The following is a 17,230-nucleotide window of genomic DNA, read 5'->3' on the forward strand; positions in this document are numbered from 1 at the left end:
AGTACGTACAGGGGTTCGGCGTCCTCCTCCCGACGGTAGTCCTCCTCGCGCGGAACGTCAGAAGTCGCGGTTCGCCGGGTACGGTGAGCTCCCGGCCAGGCACGGCGGGTGGCCGGACGGGGCGGACGGGCGGGGGACGGCCCGAGGGGGAGCAGACCGTGGAGCGGACCGACGTCTTCGAGCCAGGTGGCTTCTTCGTCCTCCGTAACGGGCCCGTTCCCGGCGCGGACCACCGTCCGCTGGCCCGGCTCTACGCGGGGGACCTCGCGCCGCTCGCGGCCCGTGTCGACACGGTCGCCGGCCGGCTGCGCACCTCGGAGCGCAGGGTCGCCGCTTCCCTCGCGCACCTGGGGCTGGCCGCCCGTCTCTGGTCCCTCGCGCTGGGCCCCGCCGCCCTGCACGGACGGCTGCCGGACCTCTCGCCCGACCGGCTCCGCTGGGACCCCGCGCTCACCATGCCCGACGATCTGCGGCTGTCCGGCACCGGGACGCTGGAGGGCAGTGCCGACCGGATACGGGAAGTCGTCCAGTTCGGGCACCTCGTGCCGCTCGCCGAAGTGCTGCGGACCCAGGAGAGGGTCTCCGCAGGGCTGCTGTGGGGCAACGCGGGCTCGGCGCTCGCCGGCGCCGTACGGGAGCTGACCGGCTGGGCCCGCAGCCAGGGGCGCCCCGACGTGGCCGGACGCGCGCGGGCCCTGGGGGCCGAGCTCTTCAACCATCCGGACCTGGCCGCCACCGGCGCTCCGCACGGCCCGGCCTTCCGGCGGCGCAGTTGCTGCCTCTACTACCGGTGCCCGGACGGTGGCCTCTGCGGGGACTGCGTCTTCGACCGAAGACCGGGGGCGGTCCCGCTCACCGCGCGCGAATGACCAGCACGGAGGCGCGGGACTTCGGACGGACGTCTCAGATGCTGAGCTGGAACTCGGCGCGGATGCGCTTGCCCACCGGTACCCGCTCGGCGGTGACTCGGTCGGACAGGGCGACGACGATCTCGATGCCGTGCCCGCCGAGGCGTGCCGGGTCGGGCCCGTAGAGAACGGGAAGCGCCGTGCTGCTGTCGTACACCGTGACGCTGATGCTCTCGGCGGTGCCTTCGAGCTCCAGCAGGTAGGGGCCGTAGCTGTAGCGCTCGGCGTTGGTGATCAGCTCACTGACCGCCAGCATCAGATCACTGCGGGTGTGCTCGCGCAGCACCGCCAGCCACTCCGCCTCCAGGCGGGTCAGGAAGCGGTCCGCGAGCTCCCGGGCCTGGGCTATGCAGCCCGGTTCTCCCGCGAACACCTCGGAGGTGTGCAGTACCTCGGTACACCGGAACTCCTGGGCGGAGTCGTCCGGCCGTGAGGTGGCCTGTTGATTCATAGCTCCAGCCAAGGCGCCGCAGGGAGGTCCGAGACCATTTCTCACCGTTTGTCTACCCGCGTCGAGGAAACCCACTCCGGGGTAGCTGCCCATATCTTAGACGCTTATCACTTGTTGCCAGGCCGTTCAGGCTTCCACGCACATTCCCGCGCGCAGCCGCTGCACGATCCGGTTCAGCAGACGCGACACGTGCATCTGGGAAACCCCGAGGTGCTCACCGATCTGGGACTGCGTCATCTCCTGGCCGAAGCGCATCTGGACGATCTTGCGCTCACGGTCGTCCAGCTTCTCCAGCAGCGGCGCGAGCGCGTGCAGGTTCTCCACGGTCTCCATGCCGGGGTCCGTCTCGCCCAGCACATCGGCGTACGCCCGCTGGTCCTTGCCGGAGTCGCTCTCCGCCGAAGGCGTGTCCAGGGAACCGGCCGAGTAGCCGTTGGCCGCGACGAGGCCCTCGATGATCTCCTCCTCGGGGAGTTCGAGGTGCGCGGCGAGCTCGGCGACCGTGGGTTCGCGGTCCAGCTCGGCCGAGAGCTGCTCCTTGGCCTTCGCCAGGTCGACCCGCAGCTCCTGGAGGCGGCGCGGCACATGGACGGCCCACGTGGTGTCACGGAAGAACCGCTTGATCTCGCCCACGATGTACGGCACGGCGAAGGTGGCGAACTCGACCTCACGGGAGAGGTCGAAACGGTCGATGGCCTTGATCAGGCCGATCGTGCCCACCTGGATGATGTCCTCGGTGTCGTCACCGCCGCGGTTGCGGAAGCGGGACGCGGCGAAGCGCACCAGGGAGAGATTCATCTCGATCAGCGTGTTGCGCGCGTACTGGTGCTCGCGCGTTCCCTCTTCGAGGGTCTGGAGCTCGTCGAAGAACATCCGGGAGAGCGCGCGGGCGTCCTTGGGGGCCACCTTGCCGGTGTCCTCGATCCAGGGAAGTGCCCCCGTACCGGCAGCCGTTGCGGCATATGTCCCGGAACCTGCCTGGTGGTCCTGTCGCGCCACTGCGCCGACCGCTCTGGTGGTTCGCGCTGACATCGCCGTCATGGTGTCACCCTCCTGATTTCCGCTGGTGTGGATCCTCGTATGCCCGGTCCTGAGGATGTCATGCCTGTCGATTTCAAACTCTTTTCCGGCGGGGGAATCGGGGCCGTGCGGGGCCGTGGCAAACTTGATCGGGGCGTCGGCCCGAAGTGACACGGCCTGGCGCAGCCTGTGGCCGGCACCACCCAGTAACAGAGGAACGGCCATGACGGTGACAGCAGACAGCCCGGAGCTTGATTCCGGAACCGGTGAGTTCGGTCCCGGCATCGACCCGCAGCGGCTCGCCGTCTGCCTGAGCGTGCTCGACGAGCTCGACACCATCGACATCGACCACCCGGACGCCATCGCCGTACGCCGGGCCACCGCAGGTGTCTACCGCACGGTGAAGCAGCGCCGCCGCCAGGAGCGCAGGGCGGCCAAGACCGCACACGACAAGGCGGTCACCGAAGCCACCGCGACCGGCTCCGCCGAGCGCATCGACGACGAGACGCAGGGAGTCCTGCCCTCGTCGTCCGCCGCCGCCGAGATCGCCGGGATACTCCAGCGCCCCCGCTCCTGCTACATCTGCAAGACGCGGTACGTCGAGGTCGACGCCTTCTACCACCAGCTCTGCCAGCCCTGCGCCCAGGAGAACCGTGCGCGCCGCGACGCCCGCACCGACCTCACAGGGCGCCGGGCGCTGCTCACCGGCGGCCGGGCGAAGATCGGCATGTACATCGCGCTGCGGCTGCTGCGCGACGGCGCCCACACGACCATCACGACGCGCTTCCCCAACGACGCGATCCGCCGCTTCAAGGCGATGCCGGACAGCGCGGAGTGGATCCACCGGCTGAAGATCGTCGGCATCGACCTGCGTGACCCCGCCCAGGTCGTCGCCCTCGCCGACTCCGTCGCCGCCGAGGGCCCGCTGGACATCCTCATCAACAACGCGGCGCAGACGGTACGCCGCTCCCCGCAGGCGTACCGCGAGCTGCTGAACGCCGAGTCGGCGCCGCTGCCCGCCGGTGAGCTCCCGGCTGCCGAGGTCATCGGTACCTTCGGCAGCGGAACGGTCGACCGTGTCGCCGCCCTGCCGTCCGCCCGCAGGGAGGGGCTGACCGCTCAGGACGTCACCGGGCTGGCGCTCGTCACGGGCTCCGCCTCGCTGGAGCGGATCGCCGCGGGCACCGCGATCGACGCCGGCGGGCTGGTCCCCGATCTCCATGACACCAACAGCTGGGTCCAGACGGTGGAGGAAGTGGAGCCGATCGAGCTCCTGGAGGTCCAGCTCTGCAACTCCACCGCCCCCTTCATCCTGATCAGCAGGCTCCGTAGGGCCATGGCGGCGACGGCGGCGAAGCGGGCGTACGTGGTGAACGTCTCGGCGATGGAGGGTGTGTTCGGCCGCGGCTACAAGGGGGCGGGCCACCCGCACACCAACATGGCGAAGGCCGCCCTGAACATGCTGACCAGGACGAGCGCCCAGGAGATGTTCGAGAAGGACGGCATCCTGATGACGGCGGTGGACACCGGCTGGATCACCGACGAGCGTCCCCACCCGGACAAGATGCGCCTCGCCGAGGAGGGCTTCCACGCCCCGCTCGACCTGGTCGACGGCGCCGCCCGGGTCTACGACCCGATCGTGCGCGGCGAGGGCGGCGAGGACCTGTTCGGCTGCTTCCTGAAGGACTACGCGCCCGCGAACTGGTGAACACCTGCCTGGTGAACACCCGTCGCGGCGACGAGGACGACGGCGGCCCGAGTTCCAGGGGCCGCCGTCTTGTCTGTCCCGTCCCGTCCTGCTGGAACGCCACTCGGGTGAGATCGTTGGCTGAAAGTGACCCAGGCCACACGTTCTGTCGAGCGCGGGCGCGCTCATTTGGTTAGTCTGGGGTGAACGGACGCCACCGAGGAATCCACAAAGACTCCTCGGCCGTCCTGGGACAGGTCTGCAACCGGGCCGCCGTCCCGCCCCCTACGGGCGCCACCGCGACCGAACTGTTCCTTGCCCCTGCCCCGGGGCGGTCGACGCGCGGTTCCGGCCGCTGCACGGCCGTCCCCCGGGGTTACGCGACACAAAGGAGTTCGCGGTGACACCAGACCTGACGCAGTACGAGAAGCGACCGGACGAACGGTACGGAGAGCGGGCCCGCAGGCCCCAGGGACTCCGGAACATCGAGGTGTGGGCCAGGTCCGCGCCGATCCGGCTGGCCGGCTACGAGGACGACCTCGCCGAGCCGCACATCCTCCCCGGCATCGACTGACCGCTCGCACCGGTCCGCACTGAGCCTCGCTTCCCCGCCCACGCGGGAGGGCGGGGCTCAGTGCTGTGCGTCTGGCCCGCCCGCGCGCGCCACGGGCCGCATGAAGTCGCGCACCAGGTCGCGGTGCCACCAGCACCCGGTCTCCCGCAGCTCGCGCCAGGTGGTGAACCGGTAGCGGTACACGCGTGCCCTGACGTGTACCGGCGGGGTGTCCGGGAACGGGTTGTGCCGCAGCAGCCGCAGGGTGTCGCGGTCGTTCTCCAGGAGCCGTTCGACGAAGGGCCGGAACCAGGATCCGGCGTACGCGGGGGAGAGGGCCGCGAACCACATCATCCAGTCGAGCCGCAGGTGGTACGGGGCGAACTGGCGCGGCCGCCGCCGGGGATCACCGGGCTTGCCGCGGAAGCCGTACTCCTGCCAGCGCGTTCCCTCGTGGATCACCGGATCGGCGGTCCCCTCGACGACGACCTCCAGGCGTACGCGGCTGATGCTGCCGAACGCCCCGTAGGTGTTCACCAGGTGGAGCGGGTCGAAGGACCGGTTCATCACCTGGCGGCGGGAGAGCAGATTGCGCGCGGGCCGGTAGCTGAGGGCCAGGACCAGCACCGTGACGGCGATGACCGCCACCTCGTACCAGAGGGGCGGCGCGGACTGGGCGGGCGGCTCCCCGGCGAGGGACGACCAGTCGACGGCCGCCAGGGCGAGCGTGATGGTGAGCCAGTTCAGCCAGGCGAAGTTCCCCGACAGCACCAGCCACAGCTGGGTGACGATCATGAGCCCAGCGGCCGCGCCCGCCACGGGCTGCGGGGTGAGGAGCAGGAAGGGGACCAGGAGCTGAGTGACGTGGTTCGCGGCCACCTCCACCCGGTGCACGGGCTTCGGCAGCCGGTGGAAGTACCAGCTCAGAGGGCCCGGCATCGGCTGGGTCTCGTGGTGGAAGTCCAGACAGGCCATCCGGCGCCAGCACGCGTCGCCACGCATCTTGATGAGTCCGGCACCGAACTCCACCCGGAACAGGAGCCAGCGCAACAGCCAGAGCACGAGTACCGGCGGCGCGGTGTCGCCGCTGCCGAGGAAGACGGCGAGGAAGCCGGTCTCCAGCAGCAGCGACTCCCAGCCGAATCCGTACCAGACCTGGCCGACCTGGACGATCGACAGGTACAGCACCCAGGGCAGCGCCCACAGGAGCATCGCCGCCCAGAGTGGCAGGTGCGCGTCGGCGCCCGCGAGCAGCGCGAGGGCGACGGCGCAGCCGGTCCAGGCCACCAGGGCGAAGAAGCGGTCGGAGTAGTGCAGCCGGAAGAGGCCGGGGGCGGCCTGCCAGCGGGTGCGCCGCAGGAGTGCGGGGACCGGCAGCATTCCCCGCTCACCGATCAGCGCCCTGAACTGGAGCGCGGCGGAGAGGAAAGCGATCAGGTACACGACGGCGAGAGCCCGCTGGAAGATCAGCCGGCTCAGCCAGTAGTCCTCTGCGGTGAACCACTCCATCGCCCCAAGTATCGGTCACCGCCCCGGTCGGCGGGTGGCGACGATCCGGCGAAGGGTGCGGCCGAGGCGCCGCGCGTACCAGCGCTGGACGGGCGGCACGAGCGGACCCGCGACACGGGTGTACCAGCGGGCGGGCCGGGAGAAGGCCGTGACCGTGAACCACACCGTTCCGTCGTCCGCCAGGTCCACCACGAAGGACTCCTCTCCGCGTTCCGGATGCCCCGGACGGGTGCCGTACGCGAAGCCGGTGCGCGCGCTCCCGTACACCGCCCGCACCACCTCGCAGGGGGCGGTGACCCGGAGCGGGCCGATGCCCAGGGAGACGGCGACGCGGGTCCCGCCCTCGGCCCGGGCCGTCGTCGCGTCGATCCGTGCCCCCGAAGCACGGTGCACGCGCCAGCCGGTGACCGCCGCCCCCGCCGCCTCGAAGTCCTCGCGGCCTCTGCCGACGGGCGTCCGGTGGCGGAGGTGGTGGTAGCCGCGGGGGAGCGGACCGTGGAGGGTGGCGCCGACCTCGGTGTACGTGAGGGTGTTCACGCGGTCCTGCCTTCCGGTGGGGTGCGGTCCTGGAGCCGGCGCCAGGCGAGTACCGAGCAGAGCGCGAAGCCCAGCGCGTTGCCGAGGCCGTGGGTGGCGGCCATCCAGGTGAGAGTGGGGTGCGGGATTCCGGTGGCCTCGCCGAGTGCCCAGCTCAGCGCGAACACCATCGTGGCGACGAGGACCGCGGCCGAGGTGCGCAGCAGCGCCCGGGTGGCGCGGTCCGGGCCGCCGGTGCGGGCGGTGCGCAGGGTGAGGTGGGCGACCGCCCACATCCCGGCTGTGAGCACGACCGCCCCGGCCAGCTCGGCCCACTCCCCGATGAAGTAGCCGATGAGGACGAGCAGGGTGCCCAGCGGCACGCTCAGCGCGGCGAACCGGCCGGCCCGGGTGCCGGTGGCCCGGCACAGGAGCCCGGCGACCAGCGCCGCGGCGAAACCGGCGAAGTGGAAGTGCGGCACGGTCAGCGTGAGGATGCCGAGGTCGAAGCCGAACAGCTCGTGCCCCGAGCGCTCGGCGACCAGGGCGAGCGCGGCGACCGAGGGAGCGGTCAGCGCGGTGTGCACGGCGATCTCGGTGGGGCGGGCGCTGCGCGTACGGGCCGCTCGGAGCGGTGACTGAAGCGCCAGGGCCACAGCTCCCAGGGCATAGACCGTGGCGAGTGCGGTGGCGGTGAGGCCGCGCGGCAGCCAGAGCGCGAGGGCGCCCGGAGCGGCGAGGAGCGGCCAGAGGCGGCGTATGCGGTCGAGCTCGGGGGCTTCCATGAGCCGCAGTCCGGTGGGCACGACGACGAGCATGCCCAGCATCACGATCAGGTTCACCAGTACGGTCATGCCTTGCCCCCGACGTCTTGAACGCGTTCAACCCATGTGCTGACCCTAGGCTCTTTCTTGAACGCGTTCAAGTCCGCTCGGACGCTGTGGGCGAGATGACCGTCCGGCTTGCGGAGGTGTCCGCGGTGCGGCAGACATGAGGAGACCCATCGGTTCGATGTGAACAGGCAGGAGAGCTCAGTGCGCTCACCCCGACGTCCGCGGCGTACCGCGCTCGCCGCCCTGACCGCCGGTGTCCTCCTCGTCGCGGGCTGCGCCGGAGGGCCAGGGAGCGGCGGGAACGGCACCCCCGGCACGGCGGGGGCCAAGGAGCTCGTCCTCCAGCCGGCGGGGGCGCCCGGCCCCGACCCGTTCACCGGGTCGACCGCCGCCTCCCCGCCCCCGGCGGCCACCGCCTCGCCCGCCGCCCTTACCGGCGTGACGGCCCGCACCGTCCCAGGGTCAACCCCCGGGCTCTACGGCGGCACCCGGTCCGTGGCGAGCTGCGACATCGGGGAACAGGCCCGTCTCCTCGCGGACGACCGGGCCAAGGCGCGGGCCTTCGCCCGGGGCGCGGGAATCCGGGAGAAGGAGATCCCCGCGTTCCTGCGCGGCCTCACGCCCGTACTCCTGCGGGCCGACATCCGCGTCACCGGTCACGGGTACGCCGACGGAGCGCCCACCGCCTTCCAGTCCGTGCTCCAGGCCGGCACCGCGGTGCTGGCCGACACCCACGGCACGCCCCGCGTCCGCTGCGCCTGCGGAAACCCGCTCGGCGTCCCCGTCGTCATGAAGGGCTCCCTGACCTACCGCGGCGAGGAGTGGGCGGGGTACGACCCGAACCGGGTCCTGGTCATCGAGCCCAGTACGCGGGCGATCACCCACTTCGTCCTGGTGGACGTCGCCGACAACACCTGGATCGAGCGGCCGGCGGGTGACGACGGCGGCCGGGACAGGTCTCCCGACGATCCGCCTCCGTTCGATCCCGGTGAGGGCATCGTGCCCTCACCCACCGCCTCCGCGGCCGAGCCCTCGGTGCCCCCGCTCCCGAGACCGGCGCTCCCCGTCCCCCGGCGCCGCCCGCCGAGCCCGTGGACGAGGTGGCGGACCCCCCGGCGGACCTGCCGAGGGAGGAAGCGGTGGACGCGCCCGCCGCCGAGCCGCAGGAGACTCCGTCCGGCCCTTCCGACCTCTTCGGTGACGCGGGCGGGGAGTTCTCTGCCGATGAGCAGTACCCGAGGGAGGCGGAGCCGCCGGTGTCCGGTCCGTCCGATGCCGCCGAACCCTTCGGCGGCTGAGGGTGGCCGGCCGGATGAGGAGAGGCGATGGGGTGGCCGCGGCCCAATCGCTCGAAGAATCGGACAATTGATGGCAGAGTGACCCGTATGGATGATCGGGTAGCGGGTGCCCTGTCACTCCCAGAAGACTGGCCCGCCCACCCGGACCTCAGCCTCGCCCTGAACCGTATGGGCAGCTTCGACTGGGATCTGGACAGCGGACTCATGCATATGGACGGGGCCGCGCTCGCCGTGTTCGACCTGCGGGCCGACGAGTACGACAACCGTCCCGTCACCTTGTCCGCGCGGGTACCGGCCGACGAGGCCGTGCGGCTCGACGGCCTCGTCTCGCAGGCCCTCAAGGCCGGGCTGAGCAACTACGGCGCCTACTTCCGCATGCTGCGGCGCAACGGCACCCCGCGCTGGACCCACACCCAGGGCTTCATCCGCCGGGACGGCACCGGCCGGCCCCACCGCATCATCGGGATCGTCCGCGACGCCACCCAGGAGCTCTCCGACTCCACCGCCCGCTGGGAGCTGGACGAGGAGCGGCGCAAGCGCACCAGCCTCGTGGAGGTCACCACGGCCGCGCTCGCCCACGCCCGGACGGTCAAGGACGTCACCGACGTCCTCAGGAACTCCACGGGCGGCCTGGCCAACCTCGGGGCGGCCAGCGTCGTCATGGGTCTGCTGGAGTCGGGGCGCATCCATCTCGTCGCCGACGGACCCGAGGGCGCCTACGTGCCGGGCACCCGCTACACCCGTACGGACGAGCCGTACCCGATGAGTGAGGTCGTGCGCACCCTCGCGCCCCGCTTCATCGAGTCGGCCGACGACTTCGCCGCCTCCTACCCCATCCTGTGGCCGCACATCGGCCACCTGGGGATCACCGCGGCGGCCTATCTCCCCCTGATCGCCCAGGCCCGGCCCATCGGGGCACTGGGGCTCCTCTACAGCGACAAGGCGGGGTTCACCGCCGACGAACGGAACCTGCTGGTGGCCCTGGGCAGCTCGATCGCCCAGAGCCTCCAGCGCGCGATGCTGTACGAGCAGGAACACGACCTCGCCGAAGGTCTCCAGCAGGCGATGCTGCCCCGCAGGATTCCCGCGGTGCCGGGCGCCCAGGTCGCCGTCCGCTACCGCTCCGCGCGACTCGGCCGGGACATCGGGGGCGACTGGTACGACATCATCCCGCTGCCGGGAGGCAGGGTCGGCGCCGTCATCGGTGACGTGCAGGGGCATGACACGCACGCCGCCGCGGTCATGGGACAGCTCAGGATCGTGCTGCGGGCCTACGCCGCCGAAGGGCACAGCCCCGCCACGGTGATGGCACGGGCCTCCGTCTTCCTCCACGAACTCGACACCGACCGCTTCGCGACGTGCAGCTACGCCGAGGTGGACCTGCGCACCGGGGTGGTGCAGCTGGTCCGTGCGGGGCATGTCGACCCGCTCGTACGGGAAGCGGACGGGAGCTGCCGGCGGCTGCCGGTCGAGGGCGGGCTGCCGCTGGGGCTCTCCGCCGAGTTCGGGAGGCTCGAATACCCCGTCAGCACGGTCGAGCTGGACCCGGGCCAGACGATGGTGCTCTACACCGACGGCCTGGTGGAGCTGCCCGGCTCCGATCTCGACGAGGGCATGCAACTGCTCGTCGACCTGGTCACCAACGGGCCCAGGGAACTGGAACCGCTGGCCGACCGGCTCTGCGAGGCCGTCGACGAGCGGGGCGGCGAGGACGACGTCGCGGTGCTCCTGCTTCGCCGCAAGGCGGCCCACGCGCCGCAGCCCGGGGGGCGGCTCCAGCAGCACGTGGCGCAGAACGACCCGGAGGCGCTGACTTCGGCCCGGCACATGATCAGGGCCGCCGTACGGGCGTGGGGTGCCGCCGAACGCGCGGACGAGATCGAGCTCGCCGCCGACGAGCTGATCACCAACGCGCTGATGCACACGGACGGCGGGGCGATCGTGACGATCAGGGTCCTGGCGGGCCCCGAACGGCGGCTGCGAGTCGATGTCGAGGACCGTTCCAGCGCGCTGCCCCGGCGCAGGGACGCGGGGAACTCCGGGGTCTCGGGGCGAGGGCTGTTGCTGGTCGACCTGCTGGGCGATGTCTGGGGCGTGGAATCCCGGGGCACCGGCAAGTGCGTGTGGTGCGAGTTCCTGGTCCCGGAACGCGGACAGCCGCGCCGGTCCTCGGCCGGCAGCGACGTTACGTAACGTGCATGGGCTCGGCCGTGACCGTTGGTGGCGATTGACTGCGGAAGTGCGGCGGGGCGCGTCGGCGACGGAGCCCGCGACAGGCTGGCCGCCGCGATCGGGGAGGAGCCTCACGGAACCCCGGTCGCTGATCACCGCGCCGACCGCGGCTCAGGTACGACAGCCTGTCACTGCCTGCGGACAGCTTGGACTGAGGGCCCCCGCCCCGCGCGGACACCGGCCGGCTGTCCCGGCCGGTTCCGAGGTGTTGACGCACTCCGGTGATCCGATGAGTATGCGCTGGGAATGTCCAGTGATCACCGGCAGGACGGCAGAGACATGCGGCGGAACAGGCTCGGGCGCAGTGCGGTCGAGATCACCCGGCTCTCCTTCGGGGCGGCGGCCATCGGCAACCTCTTCACCGAGGTCGACCCCGCCCAGGCCGCCGCCGCCGTGGACGCGGCCTGGGACGAGGGTGTCCGTTACTTCGACACCGCGCCGCACTACGGACTCGGCCTCTCCGAGCGGCGGCTCGGTGAGGCGCTGCGGACCAGGCCCCGCGACGCCTACGCCGTCTCCACGAAGGTCGGCCGGGTGCTCGACCCCCTTCCCGCCGGTGCGGTGCCGGCCGCCGAAGGGCTCTCCGAGGGGTTCGCGGTACGCGCCACGCACCGGCGCCGCTGGGACTTCAGCGCCGACGGCGTGCGGCGCTCCATCGAGGACAGCCTCGGACGGCTCGGCCTGGACCGCGTCGACATCGCCTACCTCCACGACCCGGACGACCACGAGGAGGCCGCCTTCCGCGAGGCGTACCCGGCGCTGGAGAGGCTCCGGGCGGAGGGCGTCGTCGGCGCCATCGGCGCGGGCATGAACCAGACGGCGATGCTCACCCGCTTCCTGCGCGACACCGACGTCGACACCGTGCTCTGCGCGGGCCGCTACACCCTCCTCGACCACAGTGCCCTGACCGCGCTGCTGCCGGAGGCCGTCGCACGCGGCCGGAGCGTCGTCGTCGGCGGCGTGTTCAACTCGGGCCTCCTCGCCGACCCGCGCCCCGGTGCCACGTACGACTACGCGGCAGCGCCCCTTGCCCTTCTCGACCGGGCCCTGCGCATGAAGGCCGTCGTCGAGGGGTACGGCGTCCCGCTGCGCGCCGCCGCCCTGCACTACCCGCTGGCCCACCCGGCCGTCGCCGGAGTGCTCGTCGGCACCCGCTCCCCGGAGGAGGTACGGGACGCGGCCGCGCTGCTCCGTACGGAGATCCCTGACGCCCTCTGGGACGAACTGCGCGCCGAAGGACTCCTGGACGACGGGGCGGGCGGCGACGGCCACCGGGCAGGGAACTGACATGAGGAGCGCGCGGTACCGGAGCTGCGATAGGGCCGGAGCAGGCAGGCCACCCGCCCCGGAGCTGTGACGTGACCCCCTCCCCGGCACCACTCGTCGACACCGCCGCCCGCGAGTACGGGCTGGGCTGAGCCGCCGGGGGCGCTCGGGGAGGCAGCAGGCGCGGTGCTGCGGCAGGCTTGAGGCATGCCCGAACTGCCGGAGGTCCAAGCGCTGCGTGTCTTTCTCGACGGCCACCTGGTCGGCAAGGAGATCGCCCGTGTCCTGCCGCTAGCGATCAGTGTCCTCAAGACGTACGACCCGCCGGTCTCCGCGCTGGAGGGGGCGACGGTCACCGCCGTCACCCGGCACGGCAAGTTCCTGGACATCACCGCCGGGAAGCTGCACCTGGTCACGCACCTGGCACGGGCCGGCTGGCTCCAGTGGAAGGACACCTTCCCCGCCACACCGCCGCGGCCCGGTAAGGGGCCCCTCGCGCTGCGCGTGGTCCTCGCGGGAGGTGACGGGTTCGACCTCACCGAGATGGGCACGGCGAAACGGCTCTCCGTCCATCTGGTGCGCGATCCGGCGGAGGTGCCCGGTGTCGCACGCCTGGGGCCCGACCCGCTCGGTGACTCCTTCGACCGCGAGGCGTTCGCCGGGCTCCTCGCCGGGGAACGACGCCGGATCAAGGGAGCCCTGCGGGACCAGTCGCTCATCGCGGGCATCGGCAACGCGTACAGCGACGAGATCCTGCACGCCGCCAGGATGTCCCCGTTCAAACTCACCAGCAGCCTGAGCGAGGAGGACATCACGGGGCTCCACACCGCCCTGCGTACCACCCTCACCGACGCCGTCGAGCGCTCCAGCGGCCTGGAAGCGGGCAAGCTCAAGGCCGAGAAGAAGAGCGGCATGCGGGTCCACGGGCGCACCGGCCTGCCGTGTCCCGTCTGCGGCGACACGATCCTGGAGGTCTCCTTCAGCGACTCCTCGCTCCAGTACTGCCCCACCTGTCAGACGGGCGGCAGACCGCTCGCCGACCGCCGCCTCTCGCGCCTGCTGAGATAACGGCCACGGTGCGAGGGCCCTACACTCCGGCCTCATGCTGCGCGTACTCGCCGTCGACGACGAACAACCCGCTCTGGAGGAGCTGCTCTACCTCCTGCGCGCCGATCCCCGCATCCGCAGTGCCGAAGGGGCCACCGGTGCGACCGAGGCGCTGCGCCGCATCGGCGGCGCGGTCGAGGCGGGGCCCGAGGACCCGTCCGCCATCGACGTGGTCTTCCTGGACATCCACATGGCGGGCCTGACCGGCCTCGACGTCGCCCAACTGCTCGCCGGGTTCGCCGCGCCCCCGCTCATCGTGTTCGTCACGGCCCACGAGGGCTTCGCCGTCCACGCCTTCGATCTCAAGGCCGTCGACTACGTACTCAAGCCCGTGCGCCGCGAGCGCCTCGCCGAGGCCGTGCGCCGCGTCGCCGAGCAGGTCGGCGACCGGTCCGCGACCGTCCACGACGCGGCCGCCGACCAGATACCGGTCGAGCTGGGCGGGGTCACCCGGTTCGTGCCCGTCGACGACATCACGTACGCCGAGGCACAGGGCGACTACGCGCGGCTGCACACCGTCTCCGGCAGCCACCTCGTCCGGATTCCCCTGACGACGCTGGAAGAGCGCTGGCGCTCCCGGGGCTTCGTGCGCATCCACCGCCGCCACCTGGTGGCGCTGAACCGGATCGACGAACTCCGCCTGGACGCCGGCACCATGAGCGTCCGTGTCGGCGAGGCGGAACTCGCCGTGAGCCGCCGCCACAGCCGCTCCCTCCGTGACCTCCTGATGCGCCAGAGCAGCCGCTGACCAGCATCGACCCGGGCCCCGCCCTTCCCAGAGCGCTCCCGCGACGCCTACACTCCGGGCCCATGTCCGCAGAGCCCACACCCCGGCGCGAAGTGGTGACGGGAGAGCCACGGCGGGTGCGCCCGCTGCCCCGCTACCGCGCCCAGTCGGAGATCGACGAGCAGACCGCGCTCGGCGACGCCTACGTGCGCTCGCTGATGCGCGGCCAGCTGCGCGCCGGGCTGACCGCCTTCGCGGTGCTCGCCCTCGCGGCAGGAACGCTGCCCCTGGTCTTCGCCGCCCTGGGCAGCGCCGCGGTCGTCTGGGCGGTGCTCGGCTTCGCCACCGGACCGCCGCTCACGCTGATCGCCTGGTGGTACGTGCGGCGCGCGGAGCGCAACGAACGGGACTTCGCCAGACTCGTGGAAGGCCGCCCCACGCCGTGAGCGGGCCCGACCACCTGGCATCGGTCGTCGCGGTCACGCTCGTCGTGCTCGCCACCGTTCTCGTGGGCGGGTTCGGACTCCGTATCTCACGCACCACGTCCGACTTCTACGTCGCCTCGCGGACGGTACGGCCCCGCCTCAACGCGGCGGCCATCAGCGGCGAGTACCTCTCCGCCGCCTCCTTCCTGGGCATCGCCGGTCTCGTCCTGGTCCACGGGCCCGACATGCTCTGGTACCCGGTCGGATACACCGCCGGATATCTCGTCCTGCTGGTGTTCGTCGCTGCGCCGCTGCGCCGCTCGGGGGCGTACACCCTGCCCGACTTCGCCGAGGGCCGCCTCGAATCCCGGCAGGTACGCAGACTCGTCAGCGTGTTCGTCGTCGGCGCGGGCTGGCTCTACCTCGTACCGCAGCTCCAGGGCGCCGGTCTCACCCTCAAGATCCTGACCGGTGCGCCGGGCTGGCTCGGTGACGTGCTTGTCGCCTCGGTGGTGGTGATCGCCGTCGCCGCGGGCGGTATGCGCTCCATCACCTTCGTCCAGGTCTTCCAGTACTGGCTGAAACTGACCGCCCTCCTCGTGCCCGCGATCTTCCTGGTGCTGGCCTGGCGGGGTGACGGGCAGCCCCGCGTCCCCCTCGACGAACAGCTCTCCGTCTTCCGCGGCGACCACCCGCTGTACGCGACCTACGGACTGATCGTGGCCACCTTCCTCGGCACCATGGGACTGCCCCACGTGGTCGTCCGCTTCTACACCAGCCCCAACGGGCGTGACGCCCGCCGTACGACCGTCGTGGTCCTCGCCCTGGTCGGTGTGTTCTACCTGCTGCCGCCCGTGTACGGGGCGCTGGGCCGGCTGTACGCCCCCGAGCTGATGCACGGCGGGGACGCCGACGCCGCCGTACTCCTGCTTCCCGCGCGGGTCATCGGCGGCCTCGGCGGGGACCTCCTGGGGGCGCTCATCGCCGGCGGCGCCTTCGCCGCGTTCCTCTCCACCGCGTCCGGGCTCACGATGGCCGTCGCCGGAGTGATCACCCAGGACGTGCTGCCCTCGCGCGGCGTACGCCACTTCCGGCTGGCCACCCTGCTCGCGATGGCCGTGCCACTGGCCGGTTCGCTGGTGGTCAGCCGGGTGCCGGTGGCCGACGCGGTGGGAATGGCGTTCGCCGTCTCCGCCTCGTCCTTCTGCCCGCTGCTGGTGCTCGGGATCTGGTGGCGGCGGCTCACCCCGCCCGGGGCGATCGCCGGACTGCTGCTCGGCGGCGGCTCGGCGCTGCTGTCGGTGGCCATCACGGTCAGCGGGACGGTGCGCCCGCCCGGCTGGCCGCACGCCCTGCTCGCCTGGCCCGCCGTCTGGTCCGTACCCGTCGGCTTCCTCGCGATGATCCTCGTCTCGCTGGCCACCCCCGGCCGCATACCGCAGGGCACCAACGCCGCCATGACCCGCTTCCATCTGCCGGAGGCACTCACCTCGGGACGTGAGCGATGACCGGCGCCGGGATCGCGGTGGTGGCCGTCATCGCCGTACTGCTCTTCGGCACGGGCTACCTGCTGGGCCGCACAGGCCGGCCCGTGCGCACGAGTGACGTCGGCACCCCCGTGGAGCACGCCACGTTCGAGACGCTGCACACCGCCTCCCTCGCGGCTCCGCCGCTGCGGGCCGGTCTCACCGAGGAGAGCGCCCGGCGCTCCGCACGGCGCCTGCGCTCCCTGCTGGGAACGGACGCGCTCTGCCTCACCGACCGCGACCGGGTCCTGGTGTGGGACGGCGAAGGCGACCACCACGCCAAGGGGGTGATGGAGCACGTCCAGGGGCTCCTCGCCAGCGGCCGGGACACCGCGTTCCCCACCGACTGCGCGGACCTGGACTGCCCGCTGCGCTGGGCCGTCGCCGTCCCCCTCACCGTCGACCACCGGGTGCTCGGCACCCTGATCGCCTTCGCCCCGCGCGAATCGGCGGTCCTCGCGCGGGCGGCGGGAGAGGTGGCCCGCTGGGTCTGTGTCCAGCTGGAGCTCGCCGAACTCGACCGCTCCCGTACGAAGCTCATCGAGGCAGAGATCAAAGCCCTGCGGGCACAGATATCGCCCCACTTCATCTTCAACTCCCTCGCCGCGATCGCCTCCTTCGTCCGCACCGATCCGGAGCAGGCGCGCGAACTCCTGCTGGAGTTCGCCGACTTCACCCGCTACTCGTTCCGCCGGCACGGGGAGTTCACGACCCTGGCCGACGAACTGCACTCCATCGACCAGTATCTGGCGCTCGTACGCGCCCGGTTCGGTCCCCGGCTGGCGGTCACGCTCCAGGTCGCCCCCGAGGTGCTGCCCGTGGCGCTGCCCTTCCTCTGTCTCCAGCCCCTGGTCGAGAACGCCGTCAAGCACGGCCTCGAAGGAGCCGTCACCGACAGCCGCATCAGGATCAGTGCCCTGGACGCGGGAGCGGAGGCGGAAGTCGTCATCGAGGACGACGGCACGGGCATGGACCCGGAGCGGCTGCGGCAGATATTGCGCGGCGAGGGCGGCACCTCGACCGGCATAGGACTGCTCAACGTCGACGAGCGGCTCAGACAGGTGTACGGCGACGAGTACGGTCTCGTCATCGAGACGGGCGTCGGCGCGGGGATGAAGATCACGCTCCGGTTCCCCAAGTACCGTGCGGGCGTGCACGGTTCGTGAACCCGG

16 protein-coding genes are annotated in these 17,230 nt (G+C 71.8%); 11 read left to right on the top strand and 5 right to left on the bottom strand.

All coding sequences use genetic code 11. The annotated features are described in order from the left end of the window. The first annotated feature begins 158 nt into the window (after window positions 1-158). The gene (locus Sfulv_RS25965; RefSeq protein WP_173316896.1) at window positions 159-869 is read left to right on the top strand and encodes a (2Fe-2S)-binding protein; all 711 of its coding nucleotides are present in this window, start codon (window positions 159-161) and stop codon (window positions 867-869) included. A gap of 34 nt (window positions 870-903) precedes the next feature. On the opposite strand, the gene Sfulv_RS25970 is transcribed toward Sfulv_RS25965, so the two are convergent. Beyond that, a complete protein-coding gene (locus tag Sfulv_RS25970) occupies window positions 904-1,359 on the bottom strand; it encodes an ATP-binding protein (RefSeq protein WP_173316897.1) in 456 nt (151 codons plus the stop codon). Window positions 1,360-1,485: 126 nt separating this feature from the next. Continuing rightward, window positions 1,486-2,400, bottom strand: a complete 915-nt coding sequence (locus Sfulv_RS25975) for a SigB/SigF/SigG family RNA polymerase sigma factor (protein WP_173316898.1) — start codon at window positions 2,398-2,400, stop codon at window positions 1,486-1,488. A 202-nt stretch (window positions 2,401-2,602) separates the two neighbouring features. Here Sfulv_RS25975 and Sfulv_RS25980 point away from each other — a divergent pair, with 202 nt between their 5' ends. Continuing rightward, window positions 2,603-4,087: an SDR family NAD(P)-dependent oxidoreductase gene (locus Sfulv_RS25980; RefSeq protein ID WP_173316899.1), complete on the top strand. Its 1,485-nt coding sequence runs from the start codon at window positions 2,603-2,605 to the stop codon at window positions 4,085-4,087. A gap of 379 nt (window positions 4,088-4,466) precedes the next feature. After that, entirely contained in the window at window positions 4,467-4,640 is a 174-nt protein-coding gene (locus Sfulv_RS25985) for a hypothetical protein (protein WP_173316900.1), read from the top strand. Window positions 4,641-4,697: 57 nt separating this feature from the next. On the opposite strand, the gene Sfulv_RS25990 is transcribed toward Sfulv_RS25985, so the two are convergent. The 3 genes from Sfulv_RS25990 to Sfulv_RS26000 are packed head-to-tail and all read right to left on the bottom strand — an operon-like array spanning window position 4,698 to window position 7,498. Then, window positions 4,698-6,128 (bottom strand): lipase maturation factor family protein, encoded by a 1,431-nt coding sequence (locus Sfulv_RS25990; RefSeq protein ID WP_173316901.1) that lies wholly within the window; start codon window positions 6,126-6,128, stop codon window positions 4,698-4,700. 15 nt (window positions 6,129-6,143) lie between these two features. Next, window positions 6,144-6,665 (bottom strand): DUF1990 domain-containing protein, encoded by a 522-nt coding sequence (locus Sfulv_RS25995; protein WP_173316902.1) that lies wholly within the window; start codon window positions 6,663-6,665, stop codon window positions 6,144-6,146. Next, the gene (locus tag Sfulv_RS26000; RefSeq protein WP_173316903.1) at window positions 6,662-7,498 is read right to left on the bottom strand and encodes a YndJ family protein; all 837 of its coding nucleotides are present in this window, start codon (window positions 7,496-7,498) and stop codon (window positions 6,662-6,664) included. The genes Sfulv_RS25995 and Sfulv_RS26000 overlap by 4 nt, the downstream gene beginning before the upstream one ends. Before the next feature lie 180 nt (window positions 7,499-7,678). On the opposite strand from Sfulv_RS26000, the gene Sfulv_RS26005 reads away from it, so the two are divergent. From Sfulv_RS26005 to Sfulv_RS26040, 8 genes are all read left to right on the top strand, one after another. Next, window positions 7,679-8,857, top strand: a complete 1,179-nt coding sequence (locus tag Sfulv_RS26005) for a DUF6777 domain-containing protein (protein WP_173316904.1) — start codon at window positions 7,679-7,681, stop codon at window positions 8,855-8,857. 5 nt (window positions 8,858-8,862) lie between these two features. Beyond that, window positions 8,863-10,968, top strand: coding sequence for a SpoIIE family protein phosphatase (locus tag Sfulv_RS26010; protein ID WP_173316905.1), 2,106 nt, complete (start codon window positions 8,863-8,865; stop codon window positions 10,966-10,968). Between the two features lie 318 nt (window positions 10,969-11,286). After that, complete coding sequence (locus tag Sfulv_RS26015) at window positions 11,287-12,294, top strand: aldo/keto reductase (RefSeq protein WP_173316906.1); 1,008 nt, start codon at window positions 11,287-11,289, stop codon at window positions 12,292-12,294. A gap of 186 nt (window positions 12,295-12,480) precedes the next feature. Next, window positions 12,481-13,341, top strand: coding sequence for an Fpg/Nei family DNA glycosylase (locus tag Sfulv_RS26020; RefSeq protein ID WP_173316907.1), 861 nt, complete (start codon window positions 12,481-12,483; stop codon window positions 13,339-13,341). A gap of 34 nt (window positions 13,342-13,375) precedes the next feature. Continuing rightward, window positions 13,376-14,128 (top strand): LytR/AlgR family response regulator transcription factor, encoded by a 753-nt coding sequence (locus Sfulv_RS26025; protein WP_173316908.1) that lies wholly within the window; start codon window positions 13,376-13,378, stop codon window positions 14,126-14,128. A 62-nt stretch (window positions 14,129-14,190) separates the two neighbouring features. Then, window positions 14,191-14,553 carry a hypothetical protein gene (locus Sfulv_RS26030; RefSeq protein WP_173316909.1) on the top strand — a complete coding sequence of 121 codons (363 nt, stop codon included), beginning with the start codon at window positions 14,191-14,193 and terminating at the stop codon, window positions 14,551-14,553. Next, a complete protein-coding gene (locus Sfulv_RS26035; RefSeq protein WP_173316910.1) occupies window positions 14,550-16,040 on the top strand; it encodes a sodium/solute symporter in 1,491 nt (496 codons plus the stop codon). The genes Sfulv_RS26030 and Sfulv_RS26035 overlap by 4 nt, the downstream gene beginning before the upstream one ends. Continuing rightward, the gene (locus Sfulv_RS26040) at window positions 16,037-17,224 is read left to right on the top strand and encodes a sensor histidine kinase (RefSeq protein ID WP_173316911.1); all 1,188 of its coding nucleotides are present in this window, start codon (window positions 16,037-16,039) and stop codon (window positions 17,222-17,224) included. Before Sfulv_RS26035 ends, Sfulv_RS26040 begins: the two co-directional genes overlap by 4 nt. The last annotated feature ends 6 nt before the right edge of the window (window positions 17,225-17,230 follow it).

It is taken from the genome of Streptomyces fulvorobeus (genome assembly GCF_013167895.1).
Classification (GTDB): Bacteria; Actinomycetota; Actinomycetes; order Streptomycetales; family Streptomycetaceae; genus Streptomyces; species Streptomyces fulvorobeus.